The following is a 19,185-nucleotide window of genomic DNA, read 5'->3' as shown; positions in this document are numbered from 1 at the left end:
GCCACCAACGCCGTCAACCTCCTCATCAACCGCATCACCAACCCCACCACCCCCCACCAACACCTCCTCCTCACCCCACCCATCTCCCTCCGCGCCACCACCGGACCCCCACACCCCTTCCCCTGACACGGTCCCCCGGCAGACGTTCGAATCGATTCGACGCTTAGCCCCACGGATGACCGGACAGGCGTCCGCGGACGGCCGGCCGCCACGAGCGCGGGCGGCGAGGGGCGCGGGGCCCTCACTGCGGCATCCTGTGACCAGGATCTCTCCCGCTTAAATTAGACTCTTAGATGCGTATTTGTTAGCGTCGAGACGTGCGGTTGACGAAGTTCACAGATCTCGCCCTGAGGGTCACCATGCGCCTGGCCGTCATGGAGCCGGGGGCGACGCTCACCACCCGCCAGGTGGCCGACGCGATGGCGATCCCGTACAACCACACGGCCAAGGCCATCGCCCGCCTGCAGCACCTCGGCATGGTGGAGGCGCGCCGGGGGCGCGGCGGCGGTCTCGAACTCACCGGGTTCGGCCGCACCGCCTCGATCGGGTGGCTGGTCCGCGAGCTTGAGGGGGAGGAGGAAGTCGTCACCTGCGAGGGGGAGACTCCCTGCCCGCTACGGGCCGCCTGCCGGCTGCGGGGCGCGCTGCGCGCGGCGCAGCAGGCGTTCTACGCCTCCCTCGATCCCGTCACGGTGAGCGACCTGGTCGCATCGCCGACCGGGCCCGTCCTGATCGGACTTTCCTGACGCTCTCCCGCTTAGGGGCGGGCAGTCTCATGGATTTTAATTTGCAGATCAAATACCAATTAGGAGGATGCTGTGCTCTCCACCGAGTCCGCCGCGACCGTGCGCGCCACCCTGCCCGCGGTCGGCCAGGCCATCGAGGCCATCACCGCGCGTTTCTACGACACGATGTTCGCGGACAACCCGGAGTTGCTGCGTGACCTGTTCAACCGCGGCAACCAGGCCAACGGCGAGCAGCGGGTCGCCCTCGCGGGCTCGATCGCCGCCTTCGCGACCGCCCTGGTGGAGCGCCCGGGTGAGCTTCCCGGCACGATGCTGTCGAGGATCGCCAACAAGCACGCCTCCCTCGGGATCACCGAGGACCAGTACGCTGTGGTGCACAAATACCTGTTCGGCGCGATCGCCCATGTGCTCGGCGACGCCGTCACCCCCGAGGTGGCCGAGGCCTGGGACGAGGTCTACTGGCTGATGGCCGAGACGCTCATCGGCCTGGAGCGCGACCTCTACCGCGAGTCGGGCCGCGGCTGGTCCGACGCGACCGTGGTCGCGCGGCGCGCGGAATCGCCTGAGGCGGTCTCCTTCCTTCTCCGTCCGCGCTCCCCGATGCCCTTCCGGCCGGGACAGTACGTGAGTGTGCAGGTCACATTGCCGGACGGCGCGCGGCAGATCCGGCAGTACAGCCTGTCCCTGGCTCCCGAGCGGGGCGACTGGCGGATCACCGTCAAGCGCGTCCGCGGCGACGCCGCCCCGGACGGTGAGGTGTCGAACTGGCTGTGCGAAAACGTCCGGGCCGGCGACGTGCTCCGGGTGTCCGCGCCGTTCGGCGACCTGACCCTGCCTCCCGGCGACGGACCGCTGCTGCTCGCCTCGGCGGGGATCGGGGCCACGCCGATCCTGTCGATGATCGACCACCTCGTCGCGACCGGATCGGAGCGGCGCGTCGTGGTCGTGCACGCCGACCGCGCCCCGGACTCCCACGTCCACCGTCACGAACTCAAGGAACTGGTCGAGAGCCTGCCCGGCGCCACACTCCACCGCTGGTACGAGGAGGCGCCGGAGTGCTCCTGCCGTCCCACGCCCGCCGTCGGCCGGGCCGACCTGTCCGCGATCGACCTGCCGGACGGCGTGGTGGCCTGCCTTTGCGGCCCGCTGCCCTTCATGCGGGCCGTGCGCGAGCAGCTCATCGCGCGTGGCGTTCCCGCCTCCGACATCCACTACGAAGTCTTCGGCCCCGATCTGTGGATCGCCGGGCGATCATGACTGTGCCAATACGGCGTTTACGAGTGTGAAAGTCGGTGCGCCGTCTTCGGGCGGAGTGATCGTTTCCGCGTAGAACGAGATCCGTCTCACGTCGACGGAGGTTCTCCATGCCTACGCACTTGATCACCAGCTGGGCGGGGAGCCGCCGGCGCCGGCCGCCGCACACACGTCGCGACGGCCGGCGACCTCGTGTCTGGCCTTTCGCCGCGCTGGTCCTGATCGTGCTGGCGGCGGTGGCGCCGCCGGCGACCGCGGCCCAGCAGCCGGTGTTCGCCTACGTGGCCGACTTCGCCTCAGACCAGGTCTCGGTGATCGACACCGCGACCAACACGGTGACCGCCACCGTGCCCGTGGGAAACGGTCCCGGCTTCCTCCAGCTCAGCCCGGACGGCAGCCGCCTCTACGTGATCAACGCGCTCTCCTTCGACGTGTCGGTGATCGACACCAGGACCAACACCGAGATCGCCCGCGTCGCCGTCGGTCTTCAACCCGTCTACTCGGCGATCACCGCTGACGGCAGTCGCCTCTACGTGCTCAACTCCGGTTCCGACAACGTGTCGGTGATCGACACCGCGACCAGGGCCGTGATCGCGACCATCTCCGTCGGCGGCACCGACCCCTTCTACCCGGCGCTCAACCGGACCAGCCTCTACACGACCAACACGTTCTCGGACAACGTGTCGGTGATCGACACCAGGACCAACACCGTGATCGCCACGCCGTCCACGGGCGCCGGCAGCGGTCCCCAGTTCTCGGCGCTCAGCCCGGACGGCACCCGCCTCTACGTGACCAACGTGTTCTCGGGCACCATATCCGTGATCGACACCAGGACGAACACCGTGATCGCGACCGTCCCCCTCGGGGGCTCGGGCGCCTATTATCCGGTGGTCAGCCGGAACGGCACCCGCCTCTACGTGCCCGACTTCTTCTCGAACAGCGTGGCGGTGATCGATACCGCGACCTACGCCGTGATCGCCACCATCCCCGTCGGCGACGGCCCCGAATTCGCGGCGCTCAGCCGGAACGGCACCCGCCTCTACGTGGCCAACATGTTCTCGGGCACCATATCCGTGATCGACACCGCGACCAACGCCGTGATCGCCACCATCCCCGTCGGCGACTCACCCTTCGTGCCCGTGCTCGGTCCGGACGGCACGCGCCTCTACGTGACCAACGAGCTCTCGAACAACGTGTCCGTCATCGACACCACGACCAACACCGTGATCGCCACCATCGGCGTCGGCGAAGTTCCCCAGTGGATAGCACTTCCGGCGGGAACGGCCGGGCTCGCGGCGGCGAGCGGGCAGCCGTCCGTGCCGTCCGCCCAGGGACGGCCCACCACGCAGCAGAGCCAGCACAGCGATCAGCACACCCAGGTCCGGCACCAGACGGAGAGCCTCGATCCCGTCACGACCACATCCGAGCAGCACCAGTCCGACAACTCATACGCCCACCACACGAACATCCAGTCCGCTCCCACCATCATCGGCATGGGCGGATGGACCGCGAAGGAGCGCCCACGGAAGCGACGCTCCCGCCCGTCGGGCCGACCCGCCGCCGGACTGGCACGGCCCATGGCCTCGCACCGGCCTGCCGGAGGCCGCTCCCGCGCAACACGCCACTGATGTGCTCCGGGTGTCCGCGCCGTTCGGCGGCCTGACCCTGCCTCCGGGCGACGGACCACTGCTCCTCGCCTCGGCGGGGATCGGCGCTGCCCGGCGCCACACACAGCTCATCGCGCGTGGCGTTCTCGCCTCGGACATCCACTACGAGGTCTTCGGCCCCGATCTGTGGCTCGCCGGGCGATCATGAGTATGCCAATACGGCGTTTACGAGTGTGAAAGTCGGTGCGCCCTCTTCGGGCCAACTGATCGTGTCCACGTAGAACGAGATCCGTCTCACGTCGACGGAGGTTCTCCATGCCTACTCAATCGATCACCAACTGGACGGGGAGCCGCCGGCGCCGGCCGCCGCACACGCGTCGCGGCGGCCGGCGACCTCGTCTCTGGCCTTTCACCGCCCTGATCCTGATCCTGCTGGCCGCGGTGGCACCGCCGGCGACCGGGGCCCAGCAGCCGGTCTTCGCCTACGTGGCCGACTTCGCCTCAGACCAGGTCTCGGTGATCGACACCTCGACCAACACGGTGACCGCCACCATACCCGTGGGAGACGGCCCCGTCTTCCTCCAGCTCAGCCCGGCCGGCAGCCGCCTCTATGTGATCAACTCCGGCTCCAACAACGTGTCGGTGATCGACACCAGGACCGACACCGAGATCGCCCGCGTCCCCGTCGGTTCGAATCCGATCTACTCGGCGATCACCGCGGACGGCAGCCGTCTCTACGTGGCCAACGCGTTCTCGGCCAATGTGTCGGTGATCGACACCACCACCAGGGCCGTGATCGCCATCATCTCCGTCAGCGGCATCGTCCCCTTCTACCCGCTGCTCAGCCGCAACGGCACCCGCCTCTACACGACCAACAGCTTCTCCGACAACGTATCGGTGATCGACACCAGGACCAACACCGAGATCGCCACACCGTCCACGGGCGCCGCCAGCCGTCCCCAGTTCGCGGCGCTCAGCCCGGACGGCAGCCGCCTCTACGTGGCCGACGCGATCACGAGCCAGGTGGCGGTGATCGACACCACGACCAACACCACGATCGCGCTCATCCCGGTCAGCGGCCTCAGCCCCTACTACCCCGTGCTCAGCCGGAACGGCACCCGCCTCTACGTGGCCAACTTCGCCTCGAACAACGTGTCGGTCATCGACACCGCGACCAACACCGTGATCGCCACCATGCCCGTCGGCGCCGGCCCCGAATTCGCGGCGCTCAGCCGGAACGGCACCCGCCTCTACGTGGCCAACTTCGCCTCGAATAACGTGTCGGTCATCGACACCGCGACCAACACCGTGATCGCCACCATTCCCGTCGGTAGCGGCCCCTTCGCACCGGTGTTCGGTCCGGACGGCACGCGCCTCTACGTGGCCAACGAGCTCTCGAACGACGTGTCGGTCATCGACACGGCGACCAACGCCGTGATCGCCACCATCGGCGTCGGCGACAGCCCCGAGTGGATAGCGCTTCCGGCGGGAACGGCCGGCCTCGCGGCGGCGAGCGGGCAGCCAGCCGTGCCGTCCGCACAGGGACAGCCCACCACGCAGCAGAGCCAGCACAGCGATCAGCACACCAAGGTCCGGCACCAGACGGAGAGCCTCGATCCCGTCACGACCACATCCGAACAGCACCAGTCCGACAACTCATACGCCCACCACACCAACATCCAGTCCGCTCCGACCATCATCGGCATGGATGGATGGACCGCGAAGGAGCACCCGCGGAAGCGACGCTCCCGCGCGCACATGTCACCATATAACCGCAAATATCAGCATCAATAATGAATGGTGGCCTATTGCGCCATATACCATAAGCGCGCTGGTCACAGCCTGCTTACCTGCCATTAACGCCCGGGAGTCACCCCTTTACAGGGGCGGCTCTCGGGCGTTCAATCTGCCTAACAGAGAAAATTCTCTGGCTATATCACCTACGGCATCTTTCGCTATTTCGGGGCTGATGATGCTTCCCCAAAGCTGACTACCCGCCTCCTCGCCGGAGACCCGAATGCGTCCGGACACGCCTTCTCTCCGGGCATCCCTCATGCCGGGGAGGCGTCCACGACTCTCCCGTTCACCCGGAAGACCTCCCATGGGACGCCCCCTACATGCGCGTCCATCCCACGCCCCTTCCGGTGATCAGGATCGGGCGTTCACGCGCCGGCGACGTTCCCATCCGCGCGTGATCGCCGCTAGACGAGTTCGTTCAGCGCTTCCGCCAAAACCACTGGCAAAACGCGGCGAGTCCGTCGTCTAAAACTCCCAGCAGGCATCCAGGCATCGCCAGGACGCTTCCAGATGGAGCGTTCCAAAGAGAAATGGAGATTCTCTCATGGCACCTGTCATCACCACGCTCAGCGCGGCCCCGCAGGGCACGAACCAGGGCAGCTACGGGCAGACCCTCACCATCACCGGCACGGGCCTGACCGGCTCGACCGGTGTCCGGATCGGCACCCGCACGGTCACCCCCGGCACGGTCACCGCCACCCAGGTGACCTGCGTGCTGCCCTCGGCCTGCGGCCCGACGACCGTCAGCGTCGTGGCGCCCAGCGGCACGAGCAACGCGCTGCCGTTCTACTACATCGATCCGCCGTTCGTCTCCGGCGTCGCTCCGGTGGAGGGGTCGGCGGCGACGCCGTCCGCCGTCACGTTCACCGGAGAGAGTCTGCTGACGACCAACCGGATCCAGTTCGGCACGGTCACCGGCACGTTGACCACGCCCGTCACCAGCGACGTCAGCGTGACGGCGACACCCATCGCGGTCACCCCGCTGGGGGCCAACCCCTGGTTCCAGAGCTTCGGCGCGGCGGTTCGCACGGCGGGGGGCACCGCCACGGTGACCAACGCGATCGCGCTGTTCGACACCCCGACCGTCACCGACCTGAACCCCAACACCGGTTCCGCGGGCACCCTCGTCATCATCACGGGCACGGCCTTCGTCGGCTCGGCGGTCAGCGTCACCTTCGACGGCGTCGACGCCGACTTCACCCCCAACTCCGACACCGTGATCATCGCGACCGCCCCCACCGGACCGACCGGCGCGATCGACGTCGTCGTCACCACGCCCGGCGGCGGCAGCACACCGGTCACCTTCACCTACACCTGATCCCACCTTCACCTGATCCGGCACCAGATCCGGAAGGGACCCCAGCAGCAGGCACGCCCGGCCCGGCCGCGGCACACGTCGCGACGCCGGGCCGGGGGCTCGCCCCCGATCGAGAGAAGGGACGACGCATCCATGGCCCCGGTAGTGACCGGTGTGACCCCCAACCAGGGGTCCAGCGCCGGCGGCACCATGATCTCCGTCACCGGCACCGGCTTCGCCAACGCCTCAGCGGTGCGGCTCGGCGGCGCCACCGCCCTCGGGCTGACCGTGCTGTCCGACACGCACATCACCGCCGTCACCCCGCCCGGGGCCGGAACGGTGAACGTGACGGTCACCGGATCCGGGGGCACCAGCACCCAGAACGTGCCGTTCACCTACACCACGGCCCCGGCGCCCGTCGTGCTCAGCCTGATCCCCGATCAGGGCCCCACGGCGGGCGGCACCACCGCGACCCTCACCGGCACCGGCTTCACCGGCGCCACCCTGGTGTCGTTCGGCCCCATCTCCGCCGCGTTCACCGTCGTGTCGGCCACCCAGATCACCGTGACGATCCCGCCGCGCGCCACCACGGGCCCGGTCCTGGTGACGGTCACCACCCCGGGCGGGGTCAGCTACCCGGTGGGCTACGCCTACCAGCCCGCCGCCCCCGCCACCCCGCCCGTCCTGGTCGAGGTCACCCCCGACCAGGGCCCCCTGGCCGGCGGCACCACCGTGACCCTCACCGGCACCGGCTTCACCGGCGCCACCGCCGTACGGTTCGACGCCACACCCGCGCCCGCGTTCACCGTCATGTCCAACACCGTGATCACCGCCACGACACCGCCCGGAAGCGGCACCGTCACCGTGACCGTCACCACCCCCGCAGGCACCAGCGGGCCCGGCCCGCTCACCTCCTTCACCTACCTCGCCGCACCCACCGTGACCACCCTCACCCCCAGCCAGGGACCGACCTTCGGCGGCAACCCCGTCACCGTGGCCGGCTCCGACTTCACCTACGCCACCGACGTGCGCTTCGGCGGCATCCCCGCCCCGTTCACGATCGTCTCCGACACCTTCCTCGTCGCCACGGCCCCACCCGGAACGGGAACGGTCACCGTCACCGTGGCCTCAGCGGGCGGCACCTCCGGCGCCGGCCCCCTCTACACGTACGAATGACGCTCACGCTGCCGCCCAACGGGTCTGTCCGGTGAAAGAGAGACAGAGCCGTTGTTCGTCATTCCTGAGCGGACTCCTGCGGCTTCAGACGCCCGCCCGTCCGCTGTAGTCGGTGGCGGCATAAACCTGCAGGAGCCTCTCGACTCCGTGCAGGAAGGTCTCGCAGATCAGCACCGGGTCGAACAGGCAGCCGGCGGCCATGGCGCCGTCGCGCATCATCACGAAGTGGCGGGCGGCGGACTCGGCGCCGGTCTTCTGGATCTTGGCCAGCAGTTCCGTGACGGTTTCCAGGAACCATTGGCGGTGGGCGAGCACGGCCGTGTGCACCGGCGACTCGGGGTCGGGATGCTCGGCGGCGGCGTTGAGGAAGGCGCATCCCCGGAAGCCGGGCGACTGGATGCCTTGGGCGATGGACTTGCTGAGGGCGAGGATGGTGCCGGCCGCCGGTAGTCCGGCGGCGATGGCCTCGTCCGCCTGACTCCGCATGGCTCGGTCGACCTCGTTCAGGTAGGCGAGGACGAGATCTTCCTTGCCGGGAAAGTGCCGGTAGAGGGTGGCCCGCGTCACCTGCGCTTCGGCGACGATGCGATCGATTCCGACGGCGTGGATGCCCTCCGCGTAGAAGAGCCGGGTGGCCGTGTTGAGCAGCCGGGACCGCGCTTCGGACCGCCGCCCTTCGACTTCGTTGCGCATGAGACCACTCTAGTAGGTAGAACGTTCGGTCTTGACAAGTTCGCACGGCGGATTGCAGGCTGTGCGAGGTAGAACGTTCTGTCTTGCAGGAGGGTCGCTCCAGTGACTCCGTCATCTTCACGGAGTCAGCAGCGCCCGCGTCGCCGGGAGTGCCTTTCCGGAACGAGCAAGGCGGTCTCCTCGTCACTCAAACCCTGAAAGGCTCACCATGAGCGCCATCGCTGCTTCGCCCGGCATGTCCGGGACCGCGTCCGCGCTGCGGCGGCTGTACTTCGTCCGCTTCGCGTTCGCCATCGTCTGGGCCCTCGTGATGTTCACGACCGCCGCGAACCTGAGTCCGCTCGCGGTCACTCTGCTCGTGCTCTACCCGCTGTTCGACGTGGCCGCCGCCATCATCGACGCCCGCGCCTCGCGCACCACCGGATCACCTGCCCTGCTGTACGTGAACATCGCGATCAGCCTGATCACCGCCATCGGCGTGGCCATCGCCTGCGCGTCCGGTATCCCTGCGGTGCTGCGCGTCTGGGGCGCCTGGGCCGTCGTGGCCGGACTGGTCCAGCTGATCTTGGGGGTCACCCGCCGCAGGATGGGCGGCCAGTGGCCAATGATCATCAGCGGCGGCGTCTCCGTCCTCGCCGGCGCGTCGTTCATCCTCGGCGCCTCCGCGGCGAACCCGACGCTGATCAACGCGGCCGGCTACGCCGTCCCCGGCGGCATCTTCTTCCTCATCTCGGCCATCCGCCTCGGCCGCGCCGCGAAGGGAACCGCGCCGGCCTCCCCCTCCACCGCACCTGTATTCGACGGACCCACCAGCAGGAACCGGGACGCGTAGTCGTCCGCGCACTCCTTGACCAGAGTGCCGGGATCCAGAATCTCCCGGATGCACCGGCCGGCCTTCGCCACCTCCACGCACGACGCCCCGCGGGATGCGGGTCCTGTCGCAGATGCGACATGACACACCTTCGCCAATCCCATGCGTTGCCGCAGCCACATCTGCCTCACCAGCATTACCGGCATTACGAGTGATTTCTGGAGATTTGCCTAGTTTTTGGAGTGGCTCCGTGCACCGCCCCCCTCCCCTTCGGCGCGGGTTCATCACCCTGTCCGCGGGACTCACCCTCGTCCTGGCGGCCTCGCCGCTCACCGGCGGAACAGCCTCCGCCGCCTCCCCCGATCCGGCCCCCGGACAGACGGCCGCTCCCACCGCGGCCTCGTCCACCCCGGCCGCTTCCGCCGCGACCGCGGCCAACGGCCCGTCCGGCGCCGTTGGCGCGGCCGGCGGCACGCGCACCGTCACCCTCATCACCGGCGACAAGGTCACCTACCGGCCGGGCCGTGACGCGCCGGCGATCGTCTCCATCCAGGGCCCGCAGGGGCGCCGGGCCGCCGCCCGGGTCACCACCGTCGGCCACGACGTGTACGTCCTGCCGGACGCGGCCACGCCCTACGTGGACGCCGGGCTGCTCGACCGGTCGCTGTTCGACGTAACCCAGCTCGTCGCCGACGGCTACGACGACGCGAGCAGCGACCACATTCCGCTGATCGTGACCTACACCGACGCCGCGGCGCGCAAGCGGGCGGAGGCGGTGCCGAGCGGCGCGGAGAAGGTCCGGACGCTCAGCAGCATCCAGGGCGCGGCGCTGAGCGCCGGCCACGACCGGGCGGCGGACTTCTGGAGCTCACTCACCGGCGCGGGGGCCTCCTCCCGGGCGCAGGGCTCGGCCACCGCACCCGCCCCGGGGACCCCGCTCACGGGCGGCATCGCCAAGGTGTGGCTGGACGGCAAGGCCAAGGCCGACCTGGCCGACACCGTGGCCCAGGTGCGGGCGCCCGAGGTGTGGGCCAAGGGGAACACCGGCACTGGCGTGAAGGTCGCCGTGCTGGACACCGGAGTGGACGCCGAACACCCCGACCTGAAGGATCGGATCACCCAGTCCGCCACCTTCGTCCCGGGCGTGGACGTGACCGACCGCAACGGCCACGGCACGCACGTCGCCTCGACGATCGCGGGCACCGGCGCCGCGTCCGACGGCCTGGAGAAGGGTGTCGCCCCCAGCGCCGACCTCCTGATCGGCAAGGTGCTCGACAACAGCGGCAGCGGTCAGGACTCCTGGATCATCGCGGGCATGGAGTGGGCCGCCCGTGACCAGAAGGCCAAGGTCATCAGCATGAGCCTCGGGGCCGGCCCGACCGACGGCACCGACCCGCTCAGCCAGGCCGTCAACCGGCTCAGCGAGGAGACCGGCGCCCTGTTCACCATCGCCGCGGGCAATTCCGGTCCCGAGGACGAGACCGTCAGCACCCCCGCCGTGGCCGACTCGGCGCTCGCGGTGGCGGCGGTGAGCGTCGGAGGGAAGGGCACCGCACTCGCCGCCTTCTCCAGCAGAGGCCCGCGCGTCGGCGACTACGGCCTCAAGCCGGAGATCTCCGCGCCCGGCGTGGACGTGCTGGCCGCCCGTTCGCAGTACGCCCCCGAGGGAGAGGGCGCGTACCAGACGATGAGCGGCACGTCCATGGCGACCCCGCACGTCGCGGGAGTGGCCGCGCTGCTCGCCGCGGCGCATCCGGACTGGACCGGGCAGCGGCTCAAGGACGCGCTGGTGAGCACCAGCAAGGTCCTCTTCCAGTTCACCCCCTACCAGGTGGGCGGCGGTCTGGTCGACGCCTCCGCCGCCGTCGGCGGCAGCGTCTTCGCCACGGGCACCGCCTACATCGGCGCCCACTGGCCCTACTCCCCCGGCCAGCGCGCGAGCCGCCCGGTGACCTACACCAACACCGGCGACTCCCCGGTCACCCTGCACCTCACCGTGACCGGCGGTGCGCCCCAGGGCCTGTTCGAGCCCTCCGCGAGCTCGGTCACCGTTCCCGCGCACGGCACCGCCACCGTGGACGTCGCGGTGAACCTCGACCAGGCCGAACTCGACAGTCACCTGGCCGCACGGCTCGACGCGGCGGACGACAACGGGGTGGTGCGGGCCCACACCGTGCTCGGCTACTACAAGGAGGGCGAGCGGGCCGTCCTCACGGTCCACGCAAGGGACCGGTCCGGCCGTCCGCTCGCCGGTGACCTCGTGGTGACCCGCCGGCTGCCGGACGGGCACCAGACCCTCGACGGGTTCACGATCGACGAGTCCGGGACGACCACGCTGCGCCTGCCGACCGGCACGTACTCGATCTGGATGTGGGGAGACGTGGAGGGCGCCAACGGCCCCCACTCGCTCGGCCGGGCCCTGATCGCCAAGCCGCGGGTCAACCTCACCGCCGACACCGAGGTCACCCTGGACGCCTCCGGCACGCGCCGGCTGTCCGCCGTCCTGCCGCCCGGCGAAGACCAGGACAGGACGACGGCCGAGTCGCGCATGGACTTCACCCGCGGATTCGGCGACGGCTACGTCTCCGACAGCACCCTGCTCGGTGTCCGGTACGACAGCATGTGGGCGCTGCCGACCGGCGCCAAGGTGACCGACGGCGAGCTGAGCCTGGTCGCGCGCTGGCGCGACGAGCAGCCCCGCCTGGCGGTCTCCTCGGAGGACGGCGACTTCGGCGACCTGCTGATCCAGTCGCGCTACACGCCGCTGGCCGAGGGCCGGCGCACCTACGACGCCGTGTTCGCCGGCCAGGGCAGCGCGGCCGAGTTCGCCGCGGCGAAGGTCGCGGGCCGGGTGGCGGTCGTACGGTGGACCGACGACGCCGACCCCGTCGCGATGGCCGAGGCCGCGCGCGCGGCCGGGGCGAAGCTGCTGCTCCTCGTGGGCGACGGCCAGGGCAGGCTGGACGCGTGGGACGCGGTGGAGACCGCCGGCCCGCTGCCGGTGGCCTCCGTGACCAAGGACGAGGGCGAGCGCCTGATCGGCCGCATCCTGAAGCGCGGCAGGGCTCCGCTGCGGGTGACCTCCCACCCCGAGGTCGGCTACCTCTACGACCTGGTCCACCAGTGGACCGGCGCGGTGCCCGCGGACCCGGTCTACCGGCCCGGCAAGCGCGACCTCGCCCGGGTCGAGATGTCGTTCGACAACCACCGGCAGGACTCGGCTCGTGACATTCGCACCGAGGTGCTGGCCGACGGGCGGTCCGGATACGGCGGTTACCTCACCGACGGGCCGGCCCGCGGCACCCGCACCGACTGGGTGTCCGCGGACGGCGGCGTGCGCTGGGTCGAGCAGGCGCTGGTCCTGCACGACGGCGTCCAGGAGCGCTCCGACCTGCTGACCTACCCGGGCGGCCGGACCAGTCAGTCGCACTGGTTCGGGCCCGTGCAACGCCCTCGGATGAACGGCACCGGCTGGTTCCCCGAGCGCGGCGGCGACGCCCTGGTGATCTCCGTACCCTCGTGGGGCTCCTCCGGCGGCAGCCACACAGGGGAGATGCTGTTCACCCCGCGCGTCACCCAGACGATCTCGCTCTATCAGGGGGACGCCCTGGTCGAGCGCGCGAGCAACGACCGGGACGACCGGTCGGTGCTCATGACCCCGATCGTCAGCCCCGACCGGCTGCCCTACCGGCTGGTCAACGAGGCCGCCCGGGACGCGTCGCTGTACCCGTACTCGACGCGGACCCTCACCGAGTGGAACTTCACGACCGGCTACATCGAGACCGACCACACGATGCCCCTGCCGCTCATCCAGGTCGACTACGACGTCGATCTGGACTCCGACGGCCGGGCCGGCCGCCGGGCGGACCTCACGGTCACGCCGCTGCAGATGCCGTTCGCGGAGGGCGCCGGGACGATCAAGACGGTCACCGTCGAAGTGTCCTACGACGACGGGACCACCTGGCGCAAGGCGAAGGCCACCCGCTGCGCGCACGGGTGGACGGTCGGGCTGGACGCCCCGCGGGGCGCCGGCGCGGTGACTCTGCGGACCCACGCCGAGGACACCGTGGGCAACACCGTCACTCAGACCGTCGTACGGGCCTTCGGCCTGAGGTGACACCCTGCCGGAGGCCCGAGCCACCGGCTCGGGCCTCCGGTCCGGTCACGACGTGACCTTGCAGGGAACTCCGTTGAGGGTGAAGCGGGCCGGCGTCTCGGCGGTGCCGGTGGCGTTGAACCCGACGGCGTAGGTCGTCCCGGGAGCGATGGCGTTGTGCCAGGCCGGGTTGGTCACCTGGACGCTCGGAGGAGTCTGCGACCAGGTGCCGCTCCAGGCGGTGTCGACGTGCTGTGACCCGGAGAAGACGAACTGCAGGATCCACGGACTGAAGGTCAGCGTGCCCGTGTTGGCGATCGTCAGGTTCATGCTGAATCCGGTCGACCAGGCGATCGAGGTGTAGGTCACCTCGCAGCCGTAGTCGGACAGACCCAGCGTCGAGGCCCGCGCCGAGCCGCCGAGTGCGGCGGCCAGGACGATCCCGGCCACGCCGGTCCTTGCCAGGCGTCGCGGAATGCGCATCGGTTTCCCTTCATGGGACGACGGTGCTCCCCGTGCCGACGACGGACGGGGCCCGGCGATCGGCGTGGACCGGGGACATGGCGGTGAGGGTGCTCGTGAGGCTGCGATCTGGATGCTCGGCCCGGAGTGGCCCGCTGTCAACAGCCGCGCCCGCCCGCCGCGACCGGCCCGGCCGGCGCGGGGTCCGGATGCCGCTCACGCAGGTCAGACCGTGGATCCGGCCGATCGGCGGGCCGGCCGGGCTGAACGTTTCACCGCACGGACGGCCGGTGCGCGGGCGGCGCCGTGCTTTCGCGGATCACGAGTTCGTTCGCGAGGTCGATCCGGCTCGTGGCCACGTCTTCGCCCCTGGCCAGGTCGAGCAGCATCTGGGTCGCGACGCCCGCCATGTGGCGGATCGGCTGATTGACGGTGGTGAGCGCGGGATCCATCCAGGTCGCGAGCGGCAGGTCGTCGTAACCGATCACCGACAGGTCCGCGGGGACGTCGAGGCCGAGCCGCCGGGCCGCCCGGATGACGCCGATCGCCTGCTGGTCGGAGCCGGCGAAGACGGCGGTCGGCCGGTCGGGCCGGGTCAGCAGATCCATGCCGTGCTCGAAGCCGGCGTCGACGTAGAAATTGCCGTATCGCACCAGGGCGGGATCGACGGCGAGCCCCGCCTCGTCGTGGGCGACGCGGAAACCGGCGACCCGTGCCCTGCTGCACAGCATCTCCTCGGGGCCGGAGACGATCCCGATCCGACGGTGGCCCAGCTCAAGCAGGTGACGGGTGGCGAGCAGGCCGCCGTTCCAGTTGTTCGAGCCGACGGTGGGCACGGACGGCGAGGTCGCACTGTCCATGGCCACGACGACGACCGGGATCTGCTGCCGCCACAGCCGCTGCTGTTCGGCCGGCGTGAGCTCGCACATGACGAGGAGCACGCCGAGGGGCCGGCGGTCGAGCACCTCGTCCAGCCATCCCGCCGGCGGCCGCTGCGCCCCGTCCAGGTGGGAGAGGACGACCTCGATCCGCGCCGGGGTGGCGACGGCGTCGACCCCGCGGATGATCTCCATCGACCACGCGGAGTTGAGCTGGTGGAAGACCAGGTCGATCTTCCCCGTGAGGGGCCGCCTCTTGGGACGGCGACGGTAACGGTGCCGCGCGAGGCCGGCCTCGACGCGCTCCCGGGTGTCGGGCGCGACGTCGGGGCGACCGTTGAGGACCTTGGAGACCGTGGTCACGGAGACGCCGAGCTCTTCGGCGATGGCCGCGATCGTCGCGGGGCGGGGGCGGCGGGCGGGAGAGGAGGGGCTGGTCATCGGTCCGCTCATCGTTTCCGAAAATTTTCGAAAAACTCTATCACTGGGAGCGTCTGACATCTGCCGAGATCCGGGATGAGTAGGCCTATATCTCCCCCACTCGACACCGCCTGACTTCCCCCTTGACGCACCTGCGTGATGGTCCTATATTTCCGCAATATTAACGAAGATTCTCGAAACTTTAGGCCAAACCATCACAGAGCGTTCCGCCGACGGCGTCGGTGACGCGGTGGTGCCACGGCCCCACACCGGCGCCTGGCGTGCGGTCGGCCACGAACGACGGCCACGGCCGTGGGCGCGGATCCACCGGATGGCACCGGAGGCACGAGTATGAGCACGACCAGGACGATCAACGCGTCACCGGACACCGTGGGCTCCCGCCGGGCGAGGCCCGACCCCGGAAGAGGAAGGCGACCGCCCAGGCGCACCTGGCGCCAGGCGCTGCGGCGCGACTGGCAGCTCTATTCGCTGGCGATACTCCCCCTGCTGTTCTTCCTCGTGTTCCGGTACCTGCCGATGATCGGCAACATCATCGCCTTCCGGAAGTTCGAGCCCGGCGGCAGCGTGTTCGGCGAAGACTGGGTCGGGCTGCGCTACATCCGGATGTTCCTGAACGATCCGTCGTTCTGGAGCGTGTTCACGAACACCGTGATCATCGGCGGGCTGACCCTGCTGTTCTGCTTCCCGATGCCGATCGTGCTCGCGTTGCTGATCAACGAGCTCCGCGGCAGCCGCGTCAAGCGGTTCGTGCAGTCGGTGTCCTACCTGCCGCACTTCCTGTCGATGGTGGTCGTGGCCGGCCTCGTCATGGAACTGCTGTCGCTGGACGGGCCGGTGAACCAGCTCCTGCGGGCCACGGGCGGCGATCCCGTCGCGTTCCTGCAGGAGGCGGGCTGGTTCCGGACGATCTACGTCTCCTCGGAGATGTGGCAGACGGTCGGCTGGGGGACGATCATCTATCTGGCCGCGCTCACGACCATCGACGACCAGTTGTACGAGGCGGCGCGGATCGACGGCGCGGGCCGGTGGCGGCAGATCTGGCACGTGACCCTCCCCGGCATCCTGCCGACCGCGCTCACGCTGCTGATCCTCAACATCGGCACGTTCATGGCGGTCGGGTTCGAGAAGATCCTGCTGCTCTACAACCCGCTGACGTATCCCACGGCCGACGTGATCTCCACGTACCTCTACCGGATGGGCATCGTCTCCAACAACTTCAGCTACGCCGCCGCGATCGGCCTGTTCGAAGCCCTGATCGGCCTGACTCTGGTGCTGTCGGCCAACCTGATCTCCCGCCGTACCGTAGGGGCGAGCCTGTGGTGACCGTGGACAACACGCGGGGCTACCGGGTGTTCCGTGTGATCAACGCGGTCGTCCTGACCGGCGTCGTGATCGTGACCCTGTATCCCTTCGTCAACATCGTCGCCCGTTCGCTCAGCGACGAGTTCGCCATCCGCGCGGGCAAGGTCAACCTCTACCCCGTCGGCTTCACCTTCAAGACCTACACGTTCGTGGCCTCCGACCCGACGTTCTGGACGAACTATCGCAACACTGTGGTGTACACGGTCGTCGCCACGTTCATCGCGATGGTCCTGACCACGTGCTACGCCTACGTGCTGTCGAAGAGACATCTGCGGGGGCGCACGTTCCTCATCGGGGCCGCGGTCTTCACCATGTTCTTCACCGGCGGCCTGATCCCCAACTACGTCCTCATCTCCAGCCTCGGGATGAAGGACAGCATCTGGGCCATCGTGCTGCCGAACGCGATCAGCGTCTTCAACCTCCTGGTGATGAAGACCTTCTTCGAGGGCCTGCCCGGCGAGCTGGAGGAGGCCGCCGCGATCGACGGCATGAACACGTACGGCATCCTGCTCCGGATCGTGCTGCCGCTGTCGAAGGCGATCCTCGCCACGATGGTGCTGTTCTACGCCGTCTCGTTCTGGAACTCGTGGTTCTCGGCCTTCCTGTACATGAGCCAGTCGGACCTGTTCCCCGTGACCGTCTACCTGCGCAATCTCATCGCGGGAGCCACCACGGGGACCTCCGTCGGCGCCGACGCCACCGACATGACCGTGGCCACCAACATCAAGGCCGTGACGATGGTGCTCACCGTCATCCCCATCCTGGCGATCTACCCCTTCGTCCAGCGGTACTTCGTCAAGGGAGTCATGCTCGGCGCGGTGAAGGGCTAGCCGCGCCCGGTCTCCAGACGCTCTCCCACGCAGCCCGTTCCCCAGGGAAAGGACCCCCCATCCATGCACCAGATGAACCGGCGTCAGGCGATGGTCGCCATGGGCGCGTTCCTCGCGCTCGCCGGCTGTGGCAGCGGCGACGATAAGAGCGACAAGAAGAACGGCGACGACTTCTCGGCGAAGCGGGACGGCGCGATGTCCGACTACGCCGTCGGCAAGCCGTTCAAGGCCGCCGCGCCCTTGTCGTTCAGCATCCTCTACAACAACCACCCGTTCTATCCCATGAAGAACGACTGGTTGTTCTGGTCCGAGCTCACGAAGCGGACCAATGTGACGCTGCAGCCGAGCGTGGTGCCGCTCAGCGACTACGAGAACAAGCGCAGCCTGATCATCGGCGCGGGCGACGCCCCGATGATCATCCCGAAGACCTACCCGGGCCAGGAGGTCCCCTTCGTCGCCTCCGGCGCCGTCCTTCCGGTCAGCGACTACCTCGACCTGATGCCGAACTTCAAGGACAAGGTCGCCAAGTGGAACCTGCAGGCCGACCTGGACACGCTCCGGCAGGCCGACGGCCGTTTCTACCTGCTCCCCGGCCTCCACGAGGACTACTGGGCCGACTACACCCTGGTGGTCCGCACCGACATCCTCGACAAGCTCGGGCTGAAGATCCCGCAGACCTGGGACGACGTGCACGCCATGCTGAAGGCGATGAAGGAGGAGTACCCCGACTCCTATCCCTACTCCGACCGGTGGGCCATCCCGACGCCGGGCGGCGCCATGATGAACCAGGTCTTCGGCCTGGGCAGCGGCGTCCGCGGCGGCTGGGGCTTCACGACCGGCATCACGTGGGACTCCAACGCCGGGAAGTTCGCCTACACGGGCGCCATGGACCAGTACAAGCAGATGCTGCAGTTCCTGCACACGCTGGTCGCGGAGAAGCTGCTCGACCCGGAGAGCTTCACGCAGACCGACGACCAGGCCATCCAGAAGCTGGCGTCCGGCAAGTCCTTCGTGATCAGCGGTAACGCGCAGACACTGGTCAACGAGTATCGCCCGCCGCTGAAGAAGGCCAACCCGAAGGCGACGCTCGCCAAGATCCCGGTGCCCATAGGGCCGATCGGGCCCGTCAAGGCCGACTCCAACGACAGCCGGCTGGAGAACGGCATCATGATCTCCAAGAAGGCCCTGGAGAGTAAGAACTTCGTCGCGATGATGCAGTTCATCGACTGGCTCTGGTACTCGGACGAGGGCCAGGTGTTCGCCAAGTGGGGCGTCGAGGGGACGACGTACAACAAGGACGCGTCCGGCAAGTACAAGCTCGCGGACGACGTCGACTTCGTCGGGCTCAACCCCGGCGCGCCCAAGCACCTGCAGAAGGACTTCGGCTTCTCCAACGGCGTGTTCGCCTACGGCGGGAGCACCGAGCTGCTCCAGTCGACCTTCTCCGACGAGGAGGTCGAGTGGCAGAAGGTGATGAACGCCAGGAACGCCATGCCGCCGAAGCCGCCGAGCCCGCTGAACGAGGACGAGCGCGAGCAGGCCTCGCTGTGGCAGACCCCGCTGAAGGACCACGCCACCCAGAACTCGCTCGAGTTCATCCTCGGTAAGCGCGACTTCTCCGAATGGGACGCGTACGTCAAGGAGCTCGAGGCGAAGAACATGACGTCCTACGTGAATTTGGTCAACAACGCCTACGAGCGGTACAAGAAGGAACACGGCTGATCCGCGGAGCCCC

The 19,185-nt window shown here is 69.0% G+C and carries 15 protein-coding genes; 12 read left to right on the top strand and 3 right to left on the bottom strand.

Annotation, left to right across the window (positions count from 1 at the left end):
• The first annotated feature begins 317 nt into the window (after nt 1-317).
• The 7 genes from JOL79_RS32730 (at nt 318) to JOL79_RS32700 (ending at nt 7,877) form a co-directional block, all read left to right on the top strand.
• On the top strand, nt 318-746 hold the full coding sequence (locus tag JOL79_RS32730; protein ID WP_210159811.1) for an RrF2 family transcriptional regulator: 429 nt from the start codon (nt 318-320) through the stop codon (nt 744-746).
• A 72-nt stretch (nt 747-818) separates the two neighbouring features.
• Nucleotides 819-2,003, top strand: coding sequence for a globin domain-containing protein (locus JOL79_RS32725; protein ID WP_210159810.1), 1,185 nt, complete (start codon nt 819-821; stop codon nt 2,001-2,003).
• A gap of 107 nt (nt 2,004-2,110) precedes the next feature.
• Nucleotides 2,111-3,628 (top strand): YncE family protein, encoded by a 1,518-nt coding sequence (locus JOL79_RS32720; protein ID WP_210159809.1) that lies wholly within the window; start codon nt 2,111-2,113, stop codon nt 3,626-3,628.
• Between the two features lie 10 nt (nt 3,629-3,638).
• Entirely contained in the window at nt 3,639-3,815 is a 177-nt protein-coding gene (locus JOL79_RS32715) for a hypothetical protein (RefSeq protein WP_210159808.1), read from the top strand.
• Nucleotides 3,816-3,922: 107 nt separating this feature from the next.
• Complete coding sequence (locus JOL79_RS32710) at nt 3,923-5,401, top strand: YVTN family beta-propeller repeat protein (protein WP_210159807.1); 1,479 nt, start codon at nt 3,923-3,925, stop codon at nt 5,399-5,401.
• 547 nt (nt 5,402-5,948) lie between these two features.
• Complete coding sequence (locus tag JOL79_RS32705) at nt 5,949-6,722, top strand: IPT/TIG domain-containing protein (RefSeq protein WP_210159806.1); 774 nt, start codon at nt 5,949-5,951, stop codon at nt 6,720-6,722.
• Between the two features lie 132 nt (nt 6,723-6,854).
• Nucleotides 6,855-7,877: an IPT/TIG domain-containing protein gene (locus tag JOL79_RS32700; protein WP_210159805.1), complete on the top strand. Its 1,023-nt coding sequence runs from the start codon at nt 6,855-6,857 to the stop codon at nt 7,875-7,877.
• A gap of 84 nt (nt 7,878-7,961) precedes the next feature.
• Here the strand turns inward: JOL79_RS32700 and JOL79_RS32695 are convergent, their stop codons facing one another.
• Entirely contained in the window at nt 7,962-8,570 is a 609-nt protein-coding gene (locus tag JOL79_RS32695) for a TetR/AcrR family transcriptional regulator (protein ID WP_210159804.1), read from the bottom strand.
• A gap of 208 nt (nt 8,571-8,778) precedes the next feature.
• On the opposite strand from JOL79_RS32695, the gene JOL79_RS32690 reads away from it, so the two are divergent.
• Both JOL79_RS32690 and JOL79_RS32685 read left to right on the top strand, forming a co-directional pair.
• The gene (locus tag JOL79_RS32690) at nt 8,779-9,402 is read left to right on the top strand and encodes a hypothetical protein (RefSeq protein ID WP_210159803.1); all 624 of its coding nucleotides are present in this window, start codon (nt 8,779-8,781) and stop codon (nt 9,400-9,402) included.
• A gap of 229 nt (nt 9,403-9,631) precedes the next feature.
• On the top strand, nt 9,632-13,498 hold the full coding sequence (locus tag JOL79_RS32685; protein ID WP_210159802.1) for a S8 family peptidase: 3,867 nt from the start codon (nt 9,632-9,634) through the stop codon (nt 13,496-13,498).
• 45 nt (nt 13,499-13,543) lie between these two features.
• On the opposite strand, the gene JOL79_RS32680 is transcribed toward JOL79_RS32685, so the two are convergent.
• Complete coding sequence (locus tag JOL79_RS32680) at nt 13,544-13,960, bottom strand: cellulose binding domain-containing protein (RefSeq protein ID WP_210159801.1); 417 nt, start codon at nt 13,958-13,960, stop codon at nt 13,544-13,546.
• A 251-nt stretch (nt 13,961-14,211) separates the two neighbouring features.
• Nucleotides 14,212-15,258 carry a LacI family DNA-binding transcriptional regulator gene (locus JOL79_RS32675; RefSeq protein WP_210159800.1) on the bottom strand — a complete coding sequence of 349 codons (1,047 nt, stop codon included), beginning with the start codon at nt 15,256-15,258 and terminating at the stop codon, nt 14,212-14,214.
• 330 nt (nt 15,259-15,588) lie between these two features.
• Between JOL79_RS32675 and JOL79_RS32670 the strand changes: the two genes are divergently transcribed.
• The 3 genes from JOL79_RS32670 (at nt 15,589) to JOL79_RS32660 (ending at nt 19,172) form a co-directional block, all read left to right on the top strand.
• The gene (locus tag JOL79_RS32670) at nt 15,589-16,581 is read left to right on the top strand and encodes an ABC transporter permease (RefSeq protein ID WP_210159799.1); all 993 of its coding nucleotides are present in this window, start codon (nt 15,589-15,591) and stop codon (nt 16,579-16,581) included.
• Entirely contained in the window at nt 16,578-17,450 is an 873-nt protein-coding gene (locus JOL79_RS32665) for a carbohydrate ABC transporter permease (protein ID WP_210159798.1), read from the top strand. Before JOL79_RS32670 ends, JOL79_RS32665 begins: the two co-directional genes overlap by 4 nt.
• 63 nt (nt 17,451-17,513) lie before the next feature.
• Nucleotides 17,514-19,172, top strand: coding sequence for an ABC transporter substrate-binding protein (locus tag JOL79_RS32660; protein ID WP_210159797.1), 1,659 nt, complete (start codon nt 17,514-17,516; stop codon nt 19,170-19,172).
• The last annotated feature ends 13 nt before the right edge of the window (nt 19,173-19,185 follow it).

Origin of the sequence: Microbispora oryzae, from assembly GCF_017896165.1 — a bacterium.
Classification (GTDB): domain Bacteria; phylum Actinomycetota; class Actinomycetes; order Streptosporangiales; family Streptosporangiaceae; genus Microbispora; species Microbispora oryzae.
The sequence above is the reverse complement of the archived record's forward strand: the minus strand, read 5'-3'. Positions and strand labels throughout refer to the sequence as shown.